The 19382-nt window shown below is 61.5% G+C and carries 17 protein-coding genes and 2 tRNA genes; 16 read left to right on the top strand and 3 right to left on the bottom strand.

The genetic code is table 11. The annotated features are described in order from the left end of the window. Positions 1-55: 55 nt before the first annotated feature. From D5261_RS11180 to D5261_RS11170, 3 genes are read left to right on the top strand one after another with little or no spacing between them, the layout of a single operon-like run. Positions 56-424 carry a VOC family protein gene (locus D5261_RS11180; RefSeq protein ID WP_119323589.1) on the top strand — a complete coding sequence of 123 codons (369 nt, stop codon included), beginning with the start codon at positions 56-58 and terminating at the stop codon, positions 422-424. Between the two features lie 10 nt (positions 425-434). Further along, positions 435-827 carry a spore germination protein GerW family protein gene (locus tag D5261_RS11175; RefSeq protein WP_119323588.1) on the top strand — a complete coding sequence of 131 codons (393 nt, stop codon included), beginning with the start codon at positions 435-437 and terminating at the stop codon, positions 825-827. A gap of 3 nt (positions 828-830) precedes the next feature. Continuing rightward, positions 831-1430 carry a hypothetical protein gene (locus D5261_RS11170; protein ID WP_119323587.1) on the top strand — a complete coding sequence of 200 codons (600 nt, stop codon included), beginning with the start codon at positions 831-833 and terminating at the stop codon, positions 1428-1430. Positions 1431-1635: 205 nt separating this feature from the next. On the opposite strand, the gene D5261_RS11165 is transcribed toward D5261_RS11170, so the two are convergent. After that, positions 1636-2574 carry a hypothetical protein gene (locus D5261_RS11165; RefSeq protein WP_119323586.1) on the bottom strand — a complete coding sequence of 313 codons (939 nt, stop codon included), beginning with the start codon at positions 2572-2574 and terminating at the stop codon, positions 1636-1638. A 347-nt stretch (positions 2575-2921) separates the two neighbouring features. Here D5261_RS11165 and D5261_RS11160 point away from each other — a divergent pair, with 347 nt between their 5' ends. The 9 genes from D5261_RS11160 to D5261_RS11120 all read left to right on the top strand — a co-directional run bounded on the left by D5261_RS11160 (position 2922) and on the right by D5261_RS11120 (position 11357). Further along, positions 2922-3677 carry a head GIN domain-containing protein gene (locus tag D5261_RS11160; protein ID WP_165864484.1) on the top strand — a complete coding sequence of 252 codons (756 nt, stop codon included), beginning with the start codon at positions 2922-2924 and terminating at the stop codon, positions 3675-3677. A gap of 33 nt (positions 3678-3710) precedes the next feature. Next, the gene (locus tag D5261_RS11155) at positions 3711-4400 is read left to right on the top strand and encodes a hypothetical protein (RefSeq protein WP_125206209.1); all 690 of its coding nucleotides are present in this window, start codon (positions 3711-3713) and stop codon (positions 4398-4400) included. Positions 4401-4826: 426 nt separating this feature from the next. Next, entirely contained in the window at positions 4827-5516 is a 690-nt protein-coding gene (locus D5261_RS11150) for a response regulator transcription factor (RefSeq protein ID WP_119323583.1), read from the top strand. Further along, the gene (locus D5261_RS11145) at positions 5513-6988 is read left to right on the top strand and encodes a sensor histidine kinase (RefSeq protein WP_119323582.1); all 1476 of its coding nucleotides are present in this window, start codon (positions 5513-5515) and stop codon (positions 6986-6988) included. Before D5261_RS11150 ends, D5261_RS11145 begins: the two co-directional genes overlap by 4 nt. A gap of 109 nt (positions 6989-7097) precedes the next feature. After that, positions 7098-7496: a hypothetical protein gene (locus D5261_RS11140; protein WP_125206208.1), complete on the top strand. Its 399-nt coding sequence runs from the start codon at positions 7098-7100 to the stop codon at positions 7494-7496. Positions 7497-7521: 25 nt separating this feature from the next. Further along, positions 7522-7911, top strand: coding sequence for a hypothetical protein (locus tag D5261_RS11135; RefSeq protein WP_119323580.1), 390 nt, complete (start codon positions 7522-7524; stop codon positions 7909-7911). A gap of 185 nt (positions 7912-8096) precedes the next feature. Beyond that, positions 8097-9083 carry an aldo/keto reductase gene (locus D5261_RS11130; RefSeq protein WP_119323579.1) on the top strand — a complete coding sequence of 329 codons (987 nt, stop codon included), beginning with the start codon at positions 8097-8099 and terminating at the stop codon, positions 9081-9083. A gap of 163 nt (positions 9084-9246) precedes the next feature. Continuing rightward, the gene (locus D5261_RS11125; RefSeq protein WP_119323578.1) at positions 9247-10635 is read left to right on the top strand and encodes a selenium-binding family protein; all 1389 of its coding nucleotides are present in this window, start codon (positions 9247-9249) and stop codon (positions 10633-10635) included. Between the two features lie 11 nt (positions 10636-10646). Further along, positions 10647-11357, top strand: coding sequence for a hypothetical protein (locus D5261_RS11120; protein ID WP_119323577.1), 711 nt, complete (start codon positions 10647-10649; stop codon positions 11355-11357). 39 nt (positions 11358-11396) lie between these two features. On the opposite strand, the gene D5261_RS11115 is transcribed toward D5261_RS11120, so the two are convergent. Continuing rightward, positions 11397-11843 carry a hypothetical protein gene (locus tag D5261_RS11115; protein ID WP_119323576.1) on the bottom strand — a complete coding sequence of 149 codons (447 nt, stop codon included), beginning with the start codon at positions 11841-11843 and terminating at the stop codon, positions 11397-11399. A gap of 287 nt (positions 11844-12130) precedes the next feature. Continuing rightward, the gene (locus D5261_RS11110) at positions 12131-14614 is read right to left on the bottom strand and encodes a SpoIIE family protein phosphatase (protein WP_165864482.1); all 2484 of its coding nucleotides are present in this window, start codon (positions 14612-14614) and stop codon (positions 12131-12133) included. A gap of 214 nt (positions 14615-14828) precedes the next feature. Between D5261_RS11110 and D5261_RS11105 the strand changes: the two genes are divergently transcribed. The 4 genes from D5261_RS11105 to D5261_RS11090 all read left to right on the top strand — a co-directional run bounded on the left by D5261_RS11105 (position 14829) and on the right by D5261_RS11090 (position 19120). Next, entirely contained in the window at positions 14829-15143 is a 315-nt protein-coding gene (locus tag D5261_RS11105) for a tRNA-specific adenosine deaminase (protein WP_125206207.1), read from the top strand. A gap of 468 nt (positions 15144-15611) precedes the next feature. Next, positions 15612-18833: a CBM96 family carbohydrate-binding protein gene (locus D5261_RS11100; RefSeq protein WP_119323573.1), complete on the top strand. Its 3222-nt coding sequence runs from the start codon at positions 15612-15614 to the stop codon at positions 18831-18833. Between the two features lie 106 nt (positions 18834-18939). Continuing rightward, positions 18940-19014, top strand: a tRNA-Gly gene (locus D5261_RS11095). A gap of 30 nt (positions 19015-19044) precedes the next feature. Next, a tRNA-Arg gene (locus tag D5261_RS11090) sits at positions 19045-19120 on the top strand. The last annotated feature ends 262 nt before the right edge of the window (positions 19121-19382 follow it).

Genomic DNA, 19382 nt, shown 5'->3' with positions numbered 1-19382 from the left:
CTCCATCCCGTAAGACCAGGGAGTAAATTCGGCCAATCGACTCAGGAGCGTTTCCATGTCCATTTCCGTCAAGCTCGTCTGCGTATACGTCCGCGATCAGGACGCCGCTCTTGCGTTTTACCGGGATAAGCTCGGTTTCACCGTCGCCACGGACGCGCCCTTCGGCGAAAGCGGCCGCTGGCTGGAGATGGCCGCGCCCGGCGGCGGCCCGCGCGTCGTCCTCTCCCTCCCGCAGAGCCCGGCAAACGTCGTCGGCGGCTTCTCCAACATCATTTTCACGACCGACGATATCCAGAAAGACTACGAGCTGCTGCAAAACAACGGGGTCGAAGTCACGGCGCCGGATGTGCAGCCCTGGGGCACGTTTATCATCTTCACCGACCTCGACGGCAACCAGTTCGTCACCGGAACGACCGACGATTAGGAGACCAGTCATGACGGACGAATCTCCGAAGGCGTCTTCACCCAGCATCGCGGAGCATCTGTTTGACAAGCTTGCGCAAAGCCTCGGCGGCCGCGCGGGAGCGTCGCTGGTCTTTGGAGATCCCATCGAGCGGGATGGGATCACGATCGTTCCCGTCGCCAGAGCCCGCTATGGTTTCGGCTTCGGCGGCGGCAGTCAGGGCGACGACGAACAGGGCGGAGGAGGCGGGGGCGGCGTGACGTCCCGGCCGGTCGGCTATATCGAGATTCGCGGCGGCGAGGCGAAGTTCCGCTCCATCGGCCCTTCGCCCGCCGCCATCATCATCGCCACGATCGGCGCAGCAATCGTGGGCAGCCTCGCCGTCATTGGCTGGGCCTGGGGATCGCACGACAAAGGCAGGTAACCGATGCTGGATCTGACCGAAACGCCCGTCACCGAAACCGAGCGGCTTATCCTCGCTCAGCTCGTCCGCCACCGCCACTCCGCGTGGGCGCTGCGCGACGTCCTTCCCGATGTCCCAGTCGACGAGGCATATCTTCACCTTGCGGAGACGCTCGACAACCTCCTGCACCGCGACGCCATCTTCGCCATGGACATCCGGGGCGGCGGCGCGCGCCGCTACTGCCCTGCCCGCCTGGAGCTGGAAAGCGCCGCCGACTGCGACGCCCCCCACTTAATCGTCGGCCTCACCGCTCGCGGCGGCGAGCTCTGGGAAGCCGACGCCAAACCCGATTGGTCCCAGCTAATCACCGTCACCCCCGACTACGAGACCTTCGACAAACGCTGGCACGTCTGCGCCGCCGACGCCCCCACCATCGACCGCCACCTGCAAAACAGCGGCCTCGACGACTCGCACTTCCTCGGCGACCCCAAACACGACACCGTCGATAGCTGGCAGGTCACCTACTGGAAAACCCTGCCCCAGGCCCACCGCCGCCGCTTCATGCTCACCTGCCGGGGCAAAGAGTACATCCGGGATTTGCGCAACACACGCGAATTATTGTAATTCTGTACTATCAGACTACCCTAAATAATTATGGCTGGCGACTGAAGCCGCCAGCCATAATTGTGCGCAGCATCTCTGTGTAATGTAATCAAGGCGAATTGGGAGGAGCCACAACCAGAATTCGACAAGAATCAGGAGAGGGGCGGGCACCGTGTTCATTTGATTTCTTAACACACGGTGCTAAAGACACGATTCCATGCGCGCCTTATATCTGCGCCGTCTCCGATTCCAGACGCTGCTGCGCCGCCGCCCAGCACTCCTTTGCGATTTGCGCGTAGATGAGCCCTTGCTCCCAGCGGTCGCATTCCTCAACCAGTTGACCGGAAGCGTTGGGAAAGGTGCGGGCGTAGTAGACGTCGGGGATCAGCAGTTCTGGGGCAAAGGTGAGGTAGTCGCCGGGCGCGGCGCCGCGCAGGAAGCCCATCATGCTCCGCGTCCACATCTCTCGGAAATGGGCGACGTAAGGCGCGGGGTCGTTCGCGCCGTGGACGGCCACTTGCATGCAGCCGGGGTTGCCGATGCGCCCGTGCAGGAAGCGGACGCGGGCGAAGACGGGCGCGATGAACTCCAGTTTTTTCTCGAAGTCGCCATACACCATTTCCAGTCCGGTGTACCAGTGGGAGAAATCGCCGTTGAATCGAATCTCCGGAAAGCGCTCGACGAGCTTGACGGTTCGCCAGAGATCCTGGGTGATTGTCGCGCGGTGCGTTTCAATGTAAAGCGGGAACTGCTCTTGCACGGAGGCGGCGAGAATGTCTTCGACGATGCGGTCGATCTGATCGTCATCTTCAAATCCCCAGCCCACATGCAGGGTTGCACAGTCACAGCCCTGCTCGCGCAGGCTGCGGGCGAGCGGTCCTGCTTCGCCGACGGCGTTGACGCGCCCGCCGCCGGTGGGAACAAGGCCCGCCGAGCGCGTGATATCCGGATTGCCGCCCTGGAAAGAAGCGAAGCCGGCGTCGCGAATGCCGCGCAGAACTTCCGCCTCCGTTCCCCGGGGCGCAGCGCTGAAGTCGGGCAGTCGCCAGGTCGTTCCGGAGTTCATGCCAATCCGCAGAGCGGGAGCCGCTGCGCTCCCATCGTTCGTATTCGGGATCGCGAGGGATCTCTTCAAAGAGGCGGGGGGCGAAACAACAGTCGTCATGCGAAACTCTCCGTTTGTTGGGTTCTTAGGTAGCGCGATCGTTAGGAAGATCACTATACCCCCGGCGGGTCCAAAATTTGGCTCCAGATTCCCAGGCTCGAAATTACGTCACAATCTTCGGGTAGACTCCTGGCGGAGGGCTGTCAAGCCACACGGATGTTGCAGATTGAGGATTAGGCGGAGTTTACGAAGGAGGAGCTGCTTGCGCTGATTATCCTAGACCAGACCGCCACATGCCGCTGAAGCCAGGGCGACGAGCCATCGTCACCCGCATAATTGTGTTGTATCGTGTTGCGCAGAAACGTCTCCGTAACCCATTTCGTGTCTGTATCATTAAGAAGGCTCCCTTGAAAATCCATCCTGTCGCGTTTGTGTTTCTTGTACTGATTATATTTTGTTTCGGATGGGCAGTCGGCTTCGGTTCGGCGGTCGCGCATGCGGTGGGCGGCAATACCGTCATATCCACCAACGGAAATAGCGTCACCACCTTCGGCAGTGGAGGATCGATTACCATCATCGGAGACAAGGCAACATGCACCGTCCAGCGCAAATGCGATTCGTTCGACGCAATTGACGTTTCCGGCTCCGTGGACGTGGACGTCGCGTGCCAGAAACAACAAAGCGTCTCCGTCTCTGGCGACAGCAATCTTCTTCCCATGGTGCACACGGAAGTGCGCGATCATACGCTATATATCCGCACAGACGGGTCTTATTCCACGAACAATCCAATCAAGGTCATGATCGCGGCGCCAGATATCAGCCAGATCACGACCTCCGGGTCAAGCGATGTCAATGTCGCCGACATCAACAATGACGCCTTCAAAATCGACAGCTCCGGCTCTGGCGAAATCACGCTCGCTGGCACGACGAATACACTGGACCTCGCTTGCTCTGGCTCCTGCGACATCCAAGCCGACGCCCTGAAATCGTCCAACACCACAATCCACATCAGCGGCTCCGGCAATGCATCCGTCAGCGCCACGCAATCCCTGAACGCTCAGGTCTCCGGTTCCGGCAGCGTCACCTACTCCGGCCACCCGTCGCAGACACAATCCAATATTTCCGGCTCCGGCTCCGTGCAAAGCGCGGGATCCGGGGAATAGACGCCACTCATGTACAGCCAGCAAGTCCGCCCGATGAACGCCGCCGAACGCGAAAGGATTGCAGAGCTTCTGGCGGAGGGCGGCCCTAGTCGTAGAGTCCGAAGCCGCAGTAGTCTCGTATTCGTATGGGCGATCATTCCCGTGATTTTGGTGACGTGCGCGATCCATACGCACCCGCATATTCCCACACTCACGAGCTGGGCCGCCATCGCTCTCCTGGCATACTTATATCTCACGATTATTTCCAGAAGAATGAACAGGCAAAATAGGCAAAAGCATGAAGAGTGGCGGCGCGACGTCTATCTTCCTCAGTGGCGCGAGGCGTTGGAAGACGGGAACGTGGCGGTCGAACGCATTGAGCCGACAGAAGTGATCGAAGTTGTGATGGGCTACCCGGTGAGAGTGGCGTATGCGATTTGCGCGATCGCCGAAGATCAGGTCATTTGCCGCAGCGGCGGGAACGACATCTTCGCTCCGAATTGTCTCTGCGGACCGCAAGCGTCCAAATGGCCGAACGCCTGCTTTGAGGTCATAAGGACAATCCGTCACGATCTGGCGCTCGGCACATTTTGTTATGGTGAAAAGAAAGAACCTATACGCGCCTACGAGCGCGAGCATTGGTCCATCGAAGTTGCCGACATGACGGAAATCGGAGCCGTGCTGATCGGAACACCGCAATCCGTTGTGGATCAGGCCAAAGCGACTTGGGAAGAGGGCCGCTAAGATTTCGTCAAGAACGAACGTAAACAAACGCGCCTATCAAAGCATTGACGAAGAGGTTACCATGGGAATGTTCGATTGGTACGAGCCGCGTGAACAAATTCTCTGTCCAAATTGCGGCGCGGCGTTATTGGAATGGCAGGGCAAAGACGCTCTCAACGCATTGCTAGTTTGGCGTGAAGGAAACATATGGCCCATGGATCACCGAATAGACGAAGAATGCCGACTCTCAGCCGACGAAATGGCGGAGTGTCGGCTGCCAGTGGAATTTATCATTTATTCCAGCGACTGCCAGTGTCTCTTTCCTGTTAAAGCTATCGGGCGCACGCAAAACGGAGTTTGGACGTCAACACAAATCATTACACACACCAATCGTTCAGAGTTGCTTCATGATCGCCGGGTAGAATCCGGGCGGAGGGCTGTCAAGCCATGCGGGTTTTGCTGGTGGAGGATCAGGCGGAGATCGCGGAGTTTGTGCAGCGGGGGCTGGAGGAGGAGCGTTACCGCGTGACCGTTTGCCGGGATGGGGAGGCGGGGCTGCGGACGGCGACGGAGGAGCTGTTTGCGCTGATTATCCTGGATCTGATGCTGCCCCTGCGCGATGGCTGGAGCGTCTGTGAAGAGCTGCGCCAGCGGGGCGTTGCGACGCCGATCCTGATGCTGACGGCGCGCGATTCGGTGCCGGACCGCGTACGCGGGCTTCGGATGGGGGCGGACGATTATCTGCCGAAGCCATTCGACTTCGCGGAGCTGGAGGCGCGCGTGCAGGCGCTGATTCGGCGGGATCGGCTGCACAAAGGACGGCATATTACGATCGACGATATTGAACTGGACACGCACACGAGGCGGGTCACGCGCGCGGGCCGCCCGCTCGTTCTCACCAGCCGGGAATACACGCTGTTCGAGGCGCTCGCGACCCGGCCGGGCGTGGTGCTTAGCCGCGAGTTCATTCTGGAAGACGTTTGGCAGGACGAAGAGATTCTATCCAACACCGTCGATGTCCATCTGGGGCTTCTGCGCAAGAAGATCGATTCGGGACGAGAGGTCAAACTGCTGCATTCGGTTTATGGGCAGGGATATGTGCTGAAGCCGCCGGCGGCCGCGACGGAGGGGCGATGAGGCCGTTCGCCGCTAACTCCGTGCGCCGGCGGCTCGCGCTCTGGAACGTCTGCGTGCTGGCGCTGGTGCTGGTCATGCTGGGCGTGGCCTTTCGATCGGTCACACGCATCACCCTGACACATTCGCTCGACACGGAGATGGAAACTCGGGCCACCCGGACCGTCGCCATCTGGGAGCGCCTGACCGACGGGCAGCGCGCCGCCGTGCTTACCGCCGTTCGTCTCCGGCGACTGGGACTGCTCGGAGGGGACGCCGGGGACCGGCTGCCGGTGGCGGGCGAAGGTCTGCTCGGCCTCTTCGATGGGCCGGAAGAGCCCGATGTTCCCACTTACGCCGTCAAGATCCTCGATCGGGAGGGACGAAGCGTGATCTCGGGACAGTCATGCGCGCCCCATGACGCCGTCACATTCGCACGGTCTCTGCGCGGCGTTCCGGATTTCTCAACGGTGCGGATCGACGGCGCGCCGGTGCGGGTCTACTCCCTCCCCGTTCAGCACAACGGCGATGTCGTCGCCGTCATCCAGCTTGCCCGGTCCCTGGCCGGCGTGCAGCGCACCGTGCGCATGCTCACACGCACTCTCCTGCTCTTTATCCCGGCGGCGCTGCTGGTGGCGGGACTGGGCGGCGCGTTTCTCACAGACCGCGCCATGCGCCCGATCCGCGATCTGCGGCAGGCGGCGCAGAAAATCGAAGCGCGCCGCCTTTCCCAGCGCCTCCCCGTGACCGGCGACGACGAGTTCGCCGCGCTTTCCGCGACGTTCAATCAGATGCTCGCCCGTCTGGAGGCCGCGTTCACGCAGCAAGAGCGCTTTACCGCCGACGCATCCCACGAGCTGCGCACGCCGCTGACCGTGATCCTCGGCAACGCGACGCTCGCGCTCGCGAAAGAGCGTCCGGCGGACGAGTACCGGGAAACGATCGCGCGCATCGCGCGTGTCGCGGAGACGATGGGCGCCACGATCGACGACCTGATGACGCTGGCGCGCGCCGACGCCGGCGCGCTGCAAATCGATCCCTCGCCCGTGTCGCTTTGCGATGTTTTGAACGCCGCCCGGGAGATCTCCGGCAAGCCAGGCGCGGCGCCCATCTCCGTCAGCTGCGACTCGGCGCTCGCGGCGCCCGGGTCCTCCGCTTCGCTCACGCGCTTGTTCACCAATTTGCTGACTAACGCCGTCCGCCATACGCCTCCCGAAGGCGCCATCACCGTCACGGCGCGTCAGGCGGATTCGACGATCGAAGTCTCGGTGCGGGACAACGGCGCGGGCATCGCGCCGGAGCATCTCCCCCATCTGGGCGACCGATTCTACCGCCCCGACACCGCCCGGGCCGCGCAAACCGGCGGCGCCGGCCTCGGCCTCGCCATCAGCCGCGCCATCGCCGAAGCCCACGGCGGAAGTCTCGCCATCGAAAGCGCGCTCGGCGCCGGCGCCACGGTCCGCGTCACCCTCCCCGCCTCCATTTCCCATGCGTAGCGGCGCGTTTCGCCGCGCCGGCGCCGTTCAGAGTTGCTTCATAGTTGCGCGGTATCTTACCTTCGTCACACGGCGCCTCCCGGCGGCGGTCAATGAAAAGGAAACCACGATGAACACAAAAACAAAGCTCTTCATGATGGCGGCGCTCACGCTCGCTTCCTGCACTCTTCCGACGGTTGCGGCCCACGCCGGCCGGCTAGGCGGACGGCGTCACGCCCAGAGCGGCGACCGGATGCAGGCGGCGATGGACAAGCTTAACCTGTCAGACGATCAAAAGGCCAAAATCAAGCCGATCACGGACAAGACCAAGCAGCAGCTAAAGTCCGTCAAATCGGACAGCAGCCTGACCACGGATGAGAAAAAAGCGAAGGCCCGAGAGATCGTGATGGACTCCTTTCAGCAAATCAAGCCGATCCTGACGCCCCAGCAGCAGGAGCAGCTGATGCAGATGGTTCAGCAGGCGATGCAGAAGATGCAGCAGTCCGGAAAAGGCAAGGGCGGCGCCTAGCGGCGATATCGTTTGGAGAACTCCCATGTTCAGAACGAATTTCAAAATGGCGCTCTGCGCTGCGGCCTTTGCGCTGACGGCGGGGACAGCCGTCGCGCTCAGCGCATCGGCGCTTGCGCAGGACGCGCGGGCCGGCCAATCGGCTTCACGCATGCAGGAGTTTCAGGCGCGGATGCAGAAGCTCGCCGCATACCTGGGCGTGACGGACGCTCAGAAAACGCAGATCAAGCCCATCCTAAAAAACGCGTTCCTGCAAGTCCGCGCGATCCGGCGGGATCCGTCGCTCACGCTGGACCAGCAGGCGGACCAGATCGACGCGATCCGTACGGCGACGCGTCATCAAGTCCTGGCGATCCTGACGCCCGATCAGAAGGCGAAACTCCAGCAGATGATCGCCGCGCGCGCCCGGCAATAAACGCAGCCGCGACTTGCGAGACGACGGACGGGCAGACAGCGGACATGCGTCCTCCGTCTGCCCGTCGTTATTTCGGCCATATCGCGCGCGATGGGCCGGAAGACGCCGGAATGGCGATTGTGAAGATGCGCCACAGGGAATAATGATAGGAGTTTGGCAACGACAGGAAGCGAAGGATATCGACAATGAAGCATCGACCATTCGGGCGCACGGGAGCGCAGGTTTCGGAAATTGGACTGGGCTGCTGGCAGTTGGGCGGATCGGACTGGGGCGACGTGTCCGACGAAGCGGCGCACGTGATCTTGCGGACGGCGCTGGACGCCGGGACAACGATGTTCGACACGGCGGACGTGTACGGGTCTGGACGCAGCGAGGAGCTGATTGGCAGCTTCTTAAAGACGCAGTCGCAGCCGATCTATGTGGCGACAAAACTCGGACGCGGCTCAGATCCGGGCTGGCCGGAAAACTTCACGGATGCGGCGATTCACAAGCACACCGAGGCGTCGCTCAAGCGGCTGGGCGTGGACGCGCTGGACCTGACACAGCTGCACTGCATTCCGACGGACGAACTGCGCAAGGGGCAGGTCTTCGAATCGTTAACAGCGCTGAAATCTGAGGGCAAGATCAAGGACTTTGGCGCGAGCGTGGAGTCGATGGAGGAGGCGCTGATCTGCCTGGATCAGCCCGAGCTGGCGTCGCTGCAAATCATCTTCAACATCTTCCGACAAAAGCCCATCGACGTGCTGTTCGAGCGCGCGAAGGCGCAGGGCGTGGCGCTGATCGTTCGGCTCCCCCTGGCAAGCGGCCTCCTGAGCGGCAAGCTCAAGCAAGGCACACAGTTCGCAGAGAACGACCATCGAAATTATAACAAGGACGGGCAGGCGTTCAACGTCGGCGAAACCTTCGCCGGACTGCCCTACGATCTGGGCGTCACGCTCTCCGACGATCTCAAATCCTATGTTCCCGACGGCGAAACGATGGCGCAATGGGCGCTGCGCTGGATTCTGGACTTCGACGCCGTCAGCGTCGTCATTCCCGGCGCCTCCCGCCCGGAGCAAGCCGCCGCGAACGCCGCCGCCTCCGGCCTGCCCCCGCTCGGCGACGAAGCCCACGCCAAACTGCGCGAGTTCTACCAGACGCGCGTCGCGGAGCATATTCGCGGACCTTACTAATTGACGCCCCCATCCCCGCGGCGTAAAGCCGTGGGGATGCGATCGCGCCTACCTCCATCAAAATACGTGCTCATCTTGACACAAGCGCCCTTCTCGTTTATAATCACGCAATTGACCATTTAGTTTATAGGGATTGTTAACATAACGTCCGAAAGGTAAATCCATGGCATTGCTGACGCCCGATCCCACGTTTTACCCCTCCCCCCGATTGGCGGCGCAGGCGCCGCCGGAGAAGCTGGCGTATATCGTCACGCTGCAGCCGCTCGGCGGGGCAAAGCATGACGCGCTGGTCGTGCTGGACACCGATCCTTTGTCTCCGACCTACACGCAGATCGTTGGACGGATCGAATCGCCCCATCACGGCGATGAGTTTCATCACTTCGGCTGGAACGCATGCAGCTCCGCGCTTTGCCCCTACGCGCCGCACCCACACGTCGAGCGGCGTTACTTGCTGATTCCGGGCCTGAGATCCTCGCGCATTTATATCTACGACACGAAGCCCGATCCGCGCAATCCCAGACTGGTCAAGACGATCACGGCGGAAGAGATTGCGAACAAGACGGGATATAGCCGGCCGCATACGTTCCATTGCGGCCCCGACGGAATCTACGTGAGCGCGCTGGGAGATGTCCATGGCGATGGTCCCGGCGGCATCTTCATTCTGGACTGCGAGACGTTCAATGTGCTCGGACGCTGGGAAGTCGATCGGGGGCCGCAGCATCTCGCCTACGACTTCTGGTGGCACCTGGGCTACGACACGCTGATCAGCAGCGAATGGGGCACGCCCAACATGGTGGAGAACGGGGTCAACCCGGACTTGCTGCTCGCGGGCAAATACGGCCATCACGTGCATCTGTGGGATCTGCGTCGGCGCAAGCATTTGCAGGCGCTGGACCTCGGGGCGGAGCAGCAGATGGTGCTGGAGCTGCGCCCCGCGCACGATCCGACAAAGGCTTACGGCTTCGTCGGCGTGGTCGTCTCGATCAAGGATCTCTCGGCGTCCGTCTGGGCGTGGTATCGGGAGAAAAATGAATGGAAGATCCGCAAAGTGATCGAGATTCCCGCCGAACCGGCCGATGTGGACCTGCTGCCGCCGGCCCTCAAGCCATTCGGCGCGGTTCCGCCGCTGGTCACGGACATCAACCTGGATCTGGAGGATAAGTTTCTCTACGTCTCGTGCTGGGGAACGGGGGAATTGAAACAATACGATGTGACGGACCCCTTCGCGCCGAAGGAGACCGGATCAGTGCATCTGGGCGGCATCGTGCGGCGCGCGGCGCATCCCAGCACCGGGCCGCTGAACGGCGGCCCGCAGATGGTGGAGGTGAGCCGCGACGGCAAGCGGGTTTATCTGACGAACTCGCTCTACGCCAGCTGGGACCAGCAGTTCTATCCGGACGGGCTGGACGGCTGGCTCGCCAAGCTGGATGTCGATCCCGGCGGCGGGCTGACGCCCGATCCGAAGTTTTTCCGGGCTTTTCCCGACGAGCGCCCGCACCAGGTTCGTCTGGAGGGAGGCGACGCCTCTTCCGACTCCTACTGCTTCCCGTAACGGAGCCCGCCATGCACCTTCCCGCACTCCACGGCGATTGGCCCTGGATCACGCTGGCGCTTCTCGGCGCGTTTCATGGAATTAATCCCGGCATGGGCTGGCTATTCGCCGTCTCGCTCGGCTTGCAGGAGAAGAAGCGGTCGGCGGTGCTGCGCGCGCTGCCGCCGATCGCGCTCGGCCACGCGGCGTCCATCGCCGCCGTCGCGCTGCTGGTCATCGCGGCGCGCTATGTGCTGCCGGTTGCGGCGGTGAAGTGGGTCTTCGCGGCCGGCCTCTGCGGCTTCGGCGCTTACAAGCTCCTCCGCACGCGGCATCCGCGCTGGGTGGGGATGCGCGTCGGGTTTCGGGATCTGACGGCATGGTCGTTTCTCATGGCGTCCGCGCATGGCGCTGGGCTCATGCTGGTCCCTGTCTTGCTGGAGATCGGCAAGCCGGCCGCCGCCGCGCCCGCCCTCTCACGACAGGCAATGGCGAACATGCCGGCGAATTGCCCCATGCTCGCCCATCCCGCCTCCGCTGCGGTCCACGCCGTCCCTGGCGTCTGGTCCTCCCTGGGCGCGGTCGGTCTCCATACCCTCAGCCACTTGCTGGTCGCGGGAGTGGTCGCCATCGTCGTCTACGAAAAACTGGGGCTGTCGCTGCTGCGCAAAACCTGGTTCAACCTCGATGGACTCTGGGCCGCCGCGCTGATCGCGGCCGGCGTCGTCGCAGCCCTGGCGTAGCCGCCCGGGCTGCGGCGCATCATCCCCTCAGGCAGCGGATTAGCGGTTGTGATCCTGATCCCGGTCCCAATTGCGATGGTCGTCGCGGTCGTGGCGGTCGTCACGATCGCGATGGCCGTTGTGGTCTTTATCCCAGCCATCGTGGTTGCCGCGATCCCACTGATTGCGATCGTCGCGAGCGTGGTCGCGGTCCCAATTGCGCTGGTCATCACGGTCGTGATTGCGGCGCCATTCGCGCTCGCGAATTTCACGCTCGCGGCGCTCACGCTCGGCGTTGCGCAGGCGATCCCTAAAACTCGCAGACTGGACGTTGCGATCGCGCCAGTTGTTCTGATCGTAGCCGCCGTCCCAATTCGACCGCGCCTGCGCGGTCAGCGTATGCGCCGGGTTCGCGGCGGCCGCCGGCTTCGCCGCCGTCAGACTCGCCAAGCCCAAGGTTGCAATTCCAGCAATAACCGCTACGGAAATCTTATATTTGTTCGACATCGTTTCCTCCAAAGTTGCTATCGGTCAGAGAAGATCGCGTTGATCTTGCCGTTACAAGACAGACAGAGCGGCTCCCCAAAATGTTCCATGCGGGATTTGTTTAGCGAAAAGCGGAAAAGAATCGGCCATTTACTGGGGACTGGATAGCATATCGCTATTTTAATAACTGATGTTATGCGGATACGTTGCCAGCGTAACATCTATAAATAACAACTACTATGAGGTAAATCCTGATATGACGACGGCTGCGTCGCCTGGAGCCGAACGAAGGGAGAAGGCGACGACGCTCAGGCCACCACGGACGCCAGCATGCAGGCGTCGTCCCGCAGGCTGCCGCCCGTCCACGCTTTGACCCCATCCATCACGCGGGCCATGAGCGCGGTCGCGCTGGGGTCGCCTTTCGCCTCCAGCATGGCGGCGAGGCCCTCGGAGCCGAGCAGGTTCGACCGGTCGGGACCGGCTTCCGAAAGCCCGTCCGTATAGACCAAAAACCGATCCCCTGGAGACAGCGTGTAACGCTCGGCGGTAAACGACGCGTTGGCGTCGATCCCGAGCACTGGCCCGGTCGCCGGCAGCAGGCAGACGGCGCCGCCGTCCGCCCCTTGCAGAAGTCCGGGTTCGTGTCCGCAGGAAACATAGGTCAGGGTGCGGCTGTCGGAGTCATAGCAGCCCACGAACAAAGTGACAAAGCCACGCAGCAGATCGTGGGTCACCACCAGGCCGTTCAGGGTCGTGACGGCCTGCGCCGGATCTTCGTGCAGATAAAGCACGGTGCGAAGCATGTTGCGCACGGTAGCCACCTGGGCGGCGGCGGCCAGTCCCTTGCCGGAGACGTCGCCAAGCACAAGGGCCGTCACTCCCTCCTTCAAGGCGAAGACATCGTAAAAGTCCCCGCCGACGCTGGCTTCGTCCAGCGCGGCCCGATGGAAATCGGCGACGTCCAATCCCGCCACGGACGGCGGAGGCGCCGGCTTGAGCGCATTCTGGAGGTTGTTCGCGATATTGCGCTCACGTTCGAGGGTGCGCGCCGCCTCGGCGGCGGTCCGCGAGACGGAGGCGACCGCCTCCGTGAGAGCCACCTCGTCCTGTGTCCATTCCCGTCCCGAGTTCGCCATCGTCACCACAAGCGCCGCCACCAGCGTCTGCCCCTCATAGAGCGGCACCCGGATCCCCGACCTCAGGCCAAGACGCGCCATTTCGTCCGCGATCCCGGAGAAGCGCGTGTCGGAGACAATATCGCTGATGATCAGCGTTTGCCCGACGGAGCGCTGATAGGCTTCCAGGATCTGATCGTGGCAGGAAAGCTCGTGCTCCCCCACCAGCGAGCTCAGATCCCCGGAACGCCACTCGTCATTGATCCACGAACGCCCCTGCTCTAAATCGTAAAAGATGAAATAGCAACGATCGGCGCGCAGCGCGGACCCCAGCGCGGCCACCGTCGCGGCGGGGATCTCGGAAGAGTTCATCGTCCCGCGGATCGTCGCCCCGATCCAATTGATCAGCCATTCCCGTTCGTAGGACGCCGCGAGCTGCTTCTGCAAGTCCTTCTGCTCGCCGATATCCTGAAACACCACGGCGCCCATTTCGTCGTGGCCGTGCAGCGCCGGGATCGTGTCGCCGAACACCAGCAGCGGCCGGTCGCCCGAGGGCGTCCGCCAGATAATCTCCAGGCCGCGCAGCGACTCGCCGCGCGCCACGCGCGTCGACGGCAGCTCGTCCATCGTCAGCCGCCGGCCGGAGTGGTCGAAACAGGGATAATTATCGCGGCCCTCATCGGCCGCAAGCCCGGACACGAGGCCGCCGCCGGCAAGCTCATCGGCCGTACGGTTGGCGAACACCACGCGCCCCGTTCCCGGCTCCACGAAAAGCAGGCCGACCGGCAGCAGGTTCAGCACGGTTTCGAGCCAATCCTGGTGACTCTTGAGCGCGGCCGTCTGCTCGCGCTGGAGCGAATCTCGCCGGCGCTCCTCGGAGACGTCGCGCAGGATCACGAGCGTATACATCTCATCGCGCCACTGGTATGTGGAGACGCGCGTCTCCATGTCGAATTCCTCGCCGTTCCGGCGAAGGCCGCGCGTCACATAGATCGTCTCCACGGCGCCGCCGGCGCCGCGAAGACGGATCCGCGCGGCGATGCTCTCCCGCGCGGACGGCGCAATCAAATCTAAAACAGGAAGCCCGCGAATTTCGTCGGGGCTGTCGCAGACAAACATATTCGCGTAGGCGCGATTGGCGAAGATATGGACGCCGTCCTTCGAGACGGCGATGGCGTCATGGCAGCGCTCCAGCAGTGTTTCAAAGCGAACATCGCTTTCCGTAAGCGCGTCCAGCACCCGGCGCTCATCGGTGACATCGCGGCTATTGACGAGGACCGCTTCGATCTCGGAGTTCTCGGAGAAGAGAGGCGTGTAGAGGTACTGAAACCGGCGCTGCCCGAACGGAGTGAGCGCCTCCATCTCGCTTTGCAGCGTTTGCCCTGTCGCGACGGTCTGCTGGAAGCACTGATGGACGTGCTGCGCCAGCGCCTCGGGAAGCGGGATCTCGAACAGGGTTTTGCCCAGGATCGCCTCGCGCTCCGCGCCAAGCGCGCGCAAAGCTGTTTCCCCGACAAAAAGATGACGGCCTTGAAGATCCAGAACGAAGATGAAATCGGAGGGGCTGGACAGGACGGCGTGCAGGATCCGCGCCTGACGTTTGGCGTCCTCGGCGTCCGCCAAGTTTGCGCCTGGGAGCGGATCTGAAACGACATTCTTATGGGCGCGGACGTTCATATCGTTCCTTAGCGTGCTCTTCTGCATAAAATGCGTCAGCGGTTGATAGCACACAAGACATCTCAGACCATTTGACGGCAAGATGCGTAGCTTTGTTCCACAAAAACGGAATAATTTCACATTAATTTCGCATCATAATATCACGGCGGCCAGGTTTCACGGACCGTCTCCCCCGGTATATCCCAATGATGGATCCATCGAAAAGAGACCCCCTATGACCGCCCTATCGCGTAAAATGGCGGACGACGCGATCCTCGTTTCGACGCCGGAGCCGTGCGTCATGCGCCTGGGCGCCGCCATGGAGGCCGGCGTCAAAACGGTGATCTTTGGCCTGCAAGCTCCCGCCGACAACGGAACGCAGCGCGTCCGCCCGCCCGACAGCCCTGAAACCTCCATGCCGGAAATCATCGGCGGCGTGCTGCCGCACGAGAGCCGCAGGCTTTTCGAGCAATGGCTGATCGGGAAAGAAGGAAGCGAGCAAGCGAAGTTCGTCGAGCAGCTTCTGGCGCTCACCGACAGAAAGAAATAAAATTCCGCTTCTCTTTTTTTGTCAGAATCACTCCCAAAAAAATCCCCAATCAATTTGCGAAAACCGGTAAAGGCGCCGTATAATAAATACATCCGCAAGCGGGCATATATATTATTAAGCTTGACCGTTTATCCCAAGGCGCTGCTCCTGTTCACCTTGAAATACTCCTTTGATCCGACATCGCATTTATTTTGCCGTCTATTTTGCGTCGTCAGTTCAAGCCAGATTGTAATGCAATAACAGCAAACACAACCGCTTTAAGGAGTAGTAAACATTGAATTCACCCCTACCAATTTAGCAGGCAAGCGCTTTCAGTTTGCTGAAGATTTCCACTCAACGTACCTATAATACTGTTGGATCAGCTATTGACACTGTGTCAATGGATGTTCTAACCGTATGCGACTCCACATGTGTGTGCAATCGCGACAATCACAACCACTTTGAGTTCCCTCGTTAGGAGTTCGATAAATGTCCCTTCGCAAGACCATGATCGCGGCGGCCGCTCTTGGGGCCCTCGCGGCGGCGCAGCCGTCTGCGCACGCACAGACCAGCGATCAAATTATATATGACGACAGCCTGGAAAACGGCTGGCTCAATTACGGATGGGCAACCCTGAATTACGGGAGCGCCGCCACGGTCCAGGGCGGAAGCAAATCCATCAGCGTGACGGCGGGCGCCTATCAAGCCCTGTACGTCCACCATACCGCAATCGACAGCAGCAACTACACCGCCGTTTCCTTTTGGATCAATGGCGGCCCAACAGGCGGGCAGAAGCTCGCCGTGTACGGCCTATTGAACGGCGCTCAAAAAACCGCCGTCGCCATCCCCGCGCTCGCGGCGAACACCTGGACCCAGGTCACCGTCCCGCTCAGCGCGCTCGGCGTTGACGATAAGCTGACGCTCGATGGCTTCTGGATCAGCGACGTCACCGGCAAATCTCAGCCGACATTTTATGTCGACAACATCACCCTGATCGGCAGCACCGTGCCCGCCCGCACCAGCGCGAATATCTTCGTGGACAACAACACGGTCGTGCGCACCATGGACGCCCGGCTTTACGGCATGAACACCGCCGTCTGGGACCAGCAGCTTTCCACGCAGTCCACACGCAACGCGCTGACAAGCGTGGGCGCCGCAACTCTGCGCTTCCCGGGCGGATCGACCTCCGACGCCTACAACTGGAGTACCGGCAAGTCCGACGGCGGGACTTCCCGCTGGGCTTCCACGTTCCCTAGTTTCATGAAAGTCGCGGAAGCGACGAACGCTCAGCCTTATATCACCGTCGATTACGGCAGCGGCACCCCGCAAATGGCGGCCGCGTGGGTCGCGTACGCCAATGGCGATGCAGCCTCCACGCAGACAATCGGAACGGACACGAAATCCAAGGACTGGAAGACCGTCGGGTTCTGGGCCGGCATTCGAGGCGCCGCCCCGCTCGCCACCGATGACGGCTACAACTTCCTTCGCGTTTCGCACCCGGCTCCCTTTGGAGTCAAATATTGGGAGATTGGCAACGAATGCTATGGGTCGTGGGAAAACGACAAGCACGGAGCCTCAGGCAGCGGCCTTTCCGGATCGCCTCACGATCCGTATTACTACGCCATTGGCGCGAGCCAGTTCCTGACAAAAATGCGCAGTGTCGACCCGACGATTAAGGTCGGCGTCGTCGTCTCGCCCGGGATCGATTCTTATCCCACGGTATCCCATCCCTCGCTCAACCTGACCACCGGCGACACTACGCATCATGGATGGGCTCCGGTCGTTCTCTACAACCTGCGAAAACTCTACACGCTGCCGGACTTTCTGATCTACCATCGGTACGCCCAGAGCCCGGGATACGAATCGGACGATTCGCTGCTGCTGACCGCGTCCGGCTGGGACGCCCCCGCCGCCAATCTCAGGCAAATTCTGACCGACTACGTCGGCCCGATCTCCAGCTCGATCGAACTGGCGGCCACGGAAACGAACTCCGTATCTTCGTCGCCCGGCAAGCAAAGCGTCAGTCTGGTAAACGGATTGTTCCTCGCGGACAACACCGCCCGGGTCGCCCAAACGGAGTTCAACGCCTGTTTGTGGTGGGATCTGCACAACTCTTCGCAAACCGGAACCAATATGAACCCCAGCCTCTACGGCTGGCGCAAGTTTGGCGATTACGGCATCCTATCGATCGGCGATCGATCCGACACTCCGGTGAACACGCCCTACCCGACCTTCCGAGCGCTTGAGCTGCTGACTCACTGGGCGCGTGGCGGCGACTCCGTGCTCACCACAACCTCGGATTACAACAAGCTCTCCGCTTATGGAGCGCGCCTGCAAACGGGAGAGCTCGCGCTGCTGGTGATCAATAAATCCGCCGCGACCCCGCTCACCGGCAACATCACCCTGGGCAGCTTCCTGCCCGACGTCCAGGCAGACGTCTATCAATACGGCATGGACGAAGACGCCTCCGGCGCGGACCTGACGCACGGAACGATCCCCACCACTGGGACAAGCCTGGCTTACACGTTCGCGCCGTACTCGATGACGGTGATCGTACTGCCTCCGGCTCCCGGATGGACGCCGGTAACGACGCCGGCCCCGACATCGACGACGCTGGCTCCTATCGAGGATTCTTACGTCATCTCCCTCGGCTCCAATAGCGTGAAGCACGGCGCGGAGACACAGATCACCGTCAAGCGCGATTCCAGCTCGACGAGCACGTATCGACGCACGGCCTATCTGAAGTTCGACTTGACCAACCTTACCGGCCCGATTACCTCGGCTCAGCTTTCGCTGACCGGGAATGCGAATAGCAGCAAGGGCCAGGCTCCGCTCTGTGTCTACGGCGTCAGCGACACGACCTGGACGGAATCGACCCTGGTGTGGAGCAGCGCGCTGGCCTCTGGCGGATTGACATCGGCGGACCTGAGCACCGGAACGCTCGCTGCGGTCACTCAGGTCAACGGCGCCCCGGGCGTCTACACCTGGGACCTGACCAGCTACCTGGCCGACAAGGCGGGTAAGATCGTCACCCTTCAGGTGAGCGATCCGGGAACCGACGGCCTCTACTTCTGCTTCAATAGCAAGGAAGCCACGTCCGGACAGCCGGCGCTGACGGTAACCACCACGCCATCGAGCGGCGCGACGCCGATCATCCCGGTGACGCCGACCGATCCGGCGCCGACGGTCTTGAACCTCGCCCCTGTCGCGGACTCCTATGTAAACTCGCTCGCGGCGGACACCGTCAAGCACGGCGCGGAAACGCAGATCACTGTCAAGCGCGATTCGACCGCGACCAGCATCTATCACCGCACGGCTTATCTGAAGTTCGATCTGACCGGGGTCACCAGCCCGATCACCTCGGCCCAGTTAGCCCTGACACTCAACTCGAACGGCACCGCCGGCAAGGCTCCGCTGAGCGTCTACGGGATCGGCGACACCAGCTGGACCGAGTCGACTCTGACCTGGAACAGCGCGCTGGCGGCCGGCTGGCTGACGGCGGCGGACCTGAGCACCGGAACGCTTGCGGCGACCACACAGGTGACCAGCACCCCGGGCGTCTACACCTGGGATCTGACCAGCTATCTGGCGGACAAGATCGGCCAGATCGTCACCCTTCAGGTGAGCGATCCAGGAACGGATGGCGTTTACTTCTGCTTCAACAGCAAGGAAGCCACGTCCGGCCAGCCGGTGCTGACGATCCAGGAATAGATGGAGCGGCCACTTTGACGGCCACGGCCTCGCCCCTCAATGGGGCGAGGTCTTTTTTTGCGCGAAGCGTACAGATTTTCGTAACATCAGGTATAATATCGACATTGCGGGTGTAGCTCAGTGGTAGAGCGTCTGCCTTCCAAGCAGAATGTCGCGAGTTCGAGCCTCGTCGCCCGCTCCAGTTTTCCCTCTCACACAATGCGCGCTTCGTCTCTCCGTAGCTCAGCGGATAGAGCAACAGTTTTCTAAACTGTCGGCCGCAGGTTCGAATCCTGCCGGGGGGACCACCTTTCCGACTCAGACCGAGCCACTTTCCCTCTGCTTTTCACTTGTTTTTCGGACTCCGACTCAATCCCCGTAGTTTTGTCATCTGCCTGTTCTTTTTACCGCTTCCGATAATGAAGTTGCGCCCAAAAGCGCAGCCGCCGCAGAATCTCACCCGGCGTGTGCATCGCAATATCTCACTTCTCCAAGATCGCAAACCATGGAAATTATTACCTGGTAATCTTATTGGGATAATTGCAATGCACATACTGCTGAGGCTCCGGC

This window comes from Capsulimonas corticalis (assembly GCF_003574315.2).
In the GTDB taxonomy this organism is placed as follows: domain Bacteria; phylum Armatimonadota; class Armatimonadia; order Armatimonadales; family Capsulimonadaceae; genus Capsulimonas; species Capsulimonas corticalis.
Note: the sequence above shows the minus strand (reverse complement) of the source record. Positions and strands in the feature narration are given on the sequence as shown.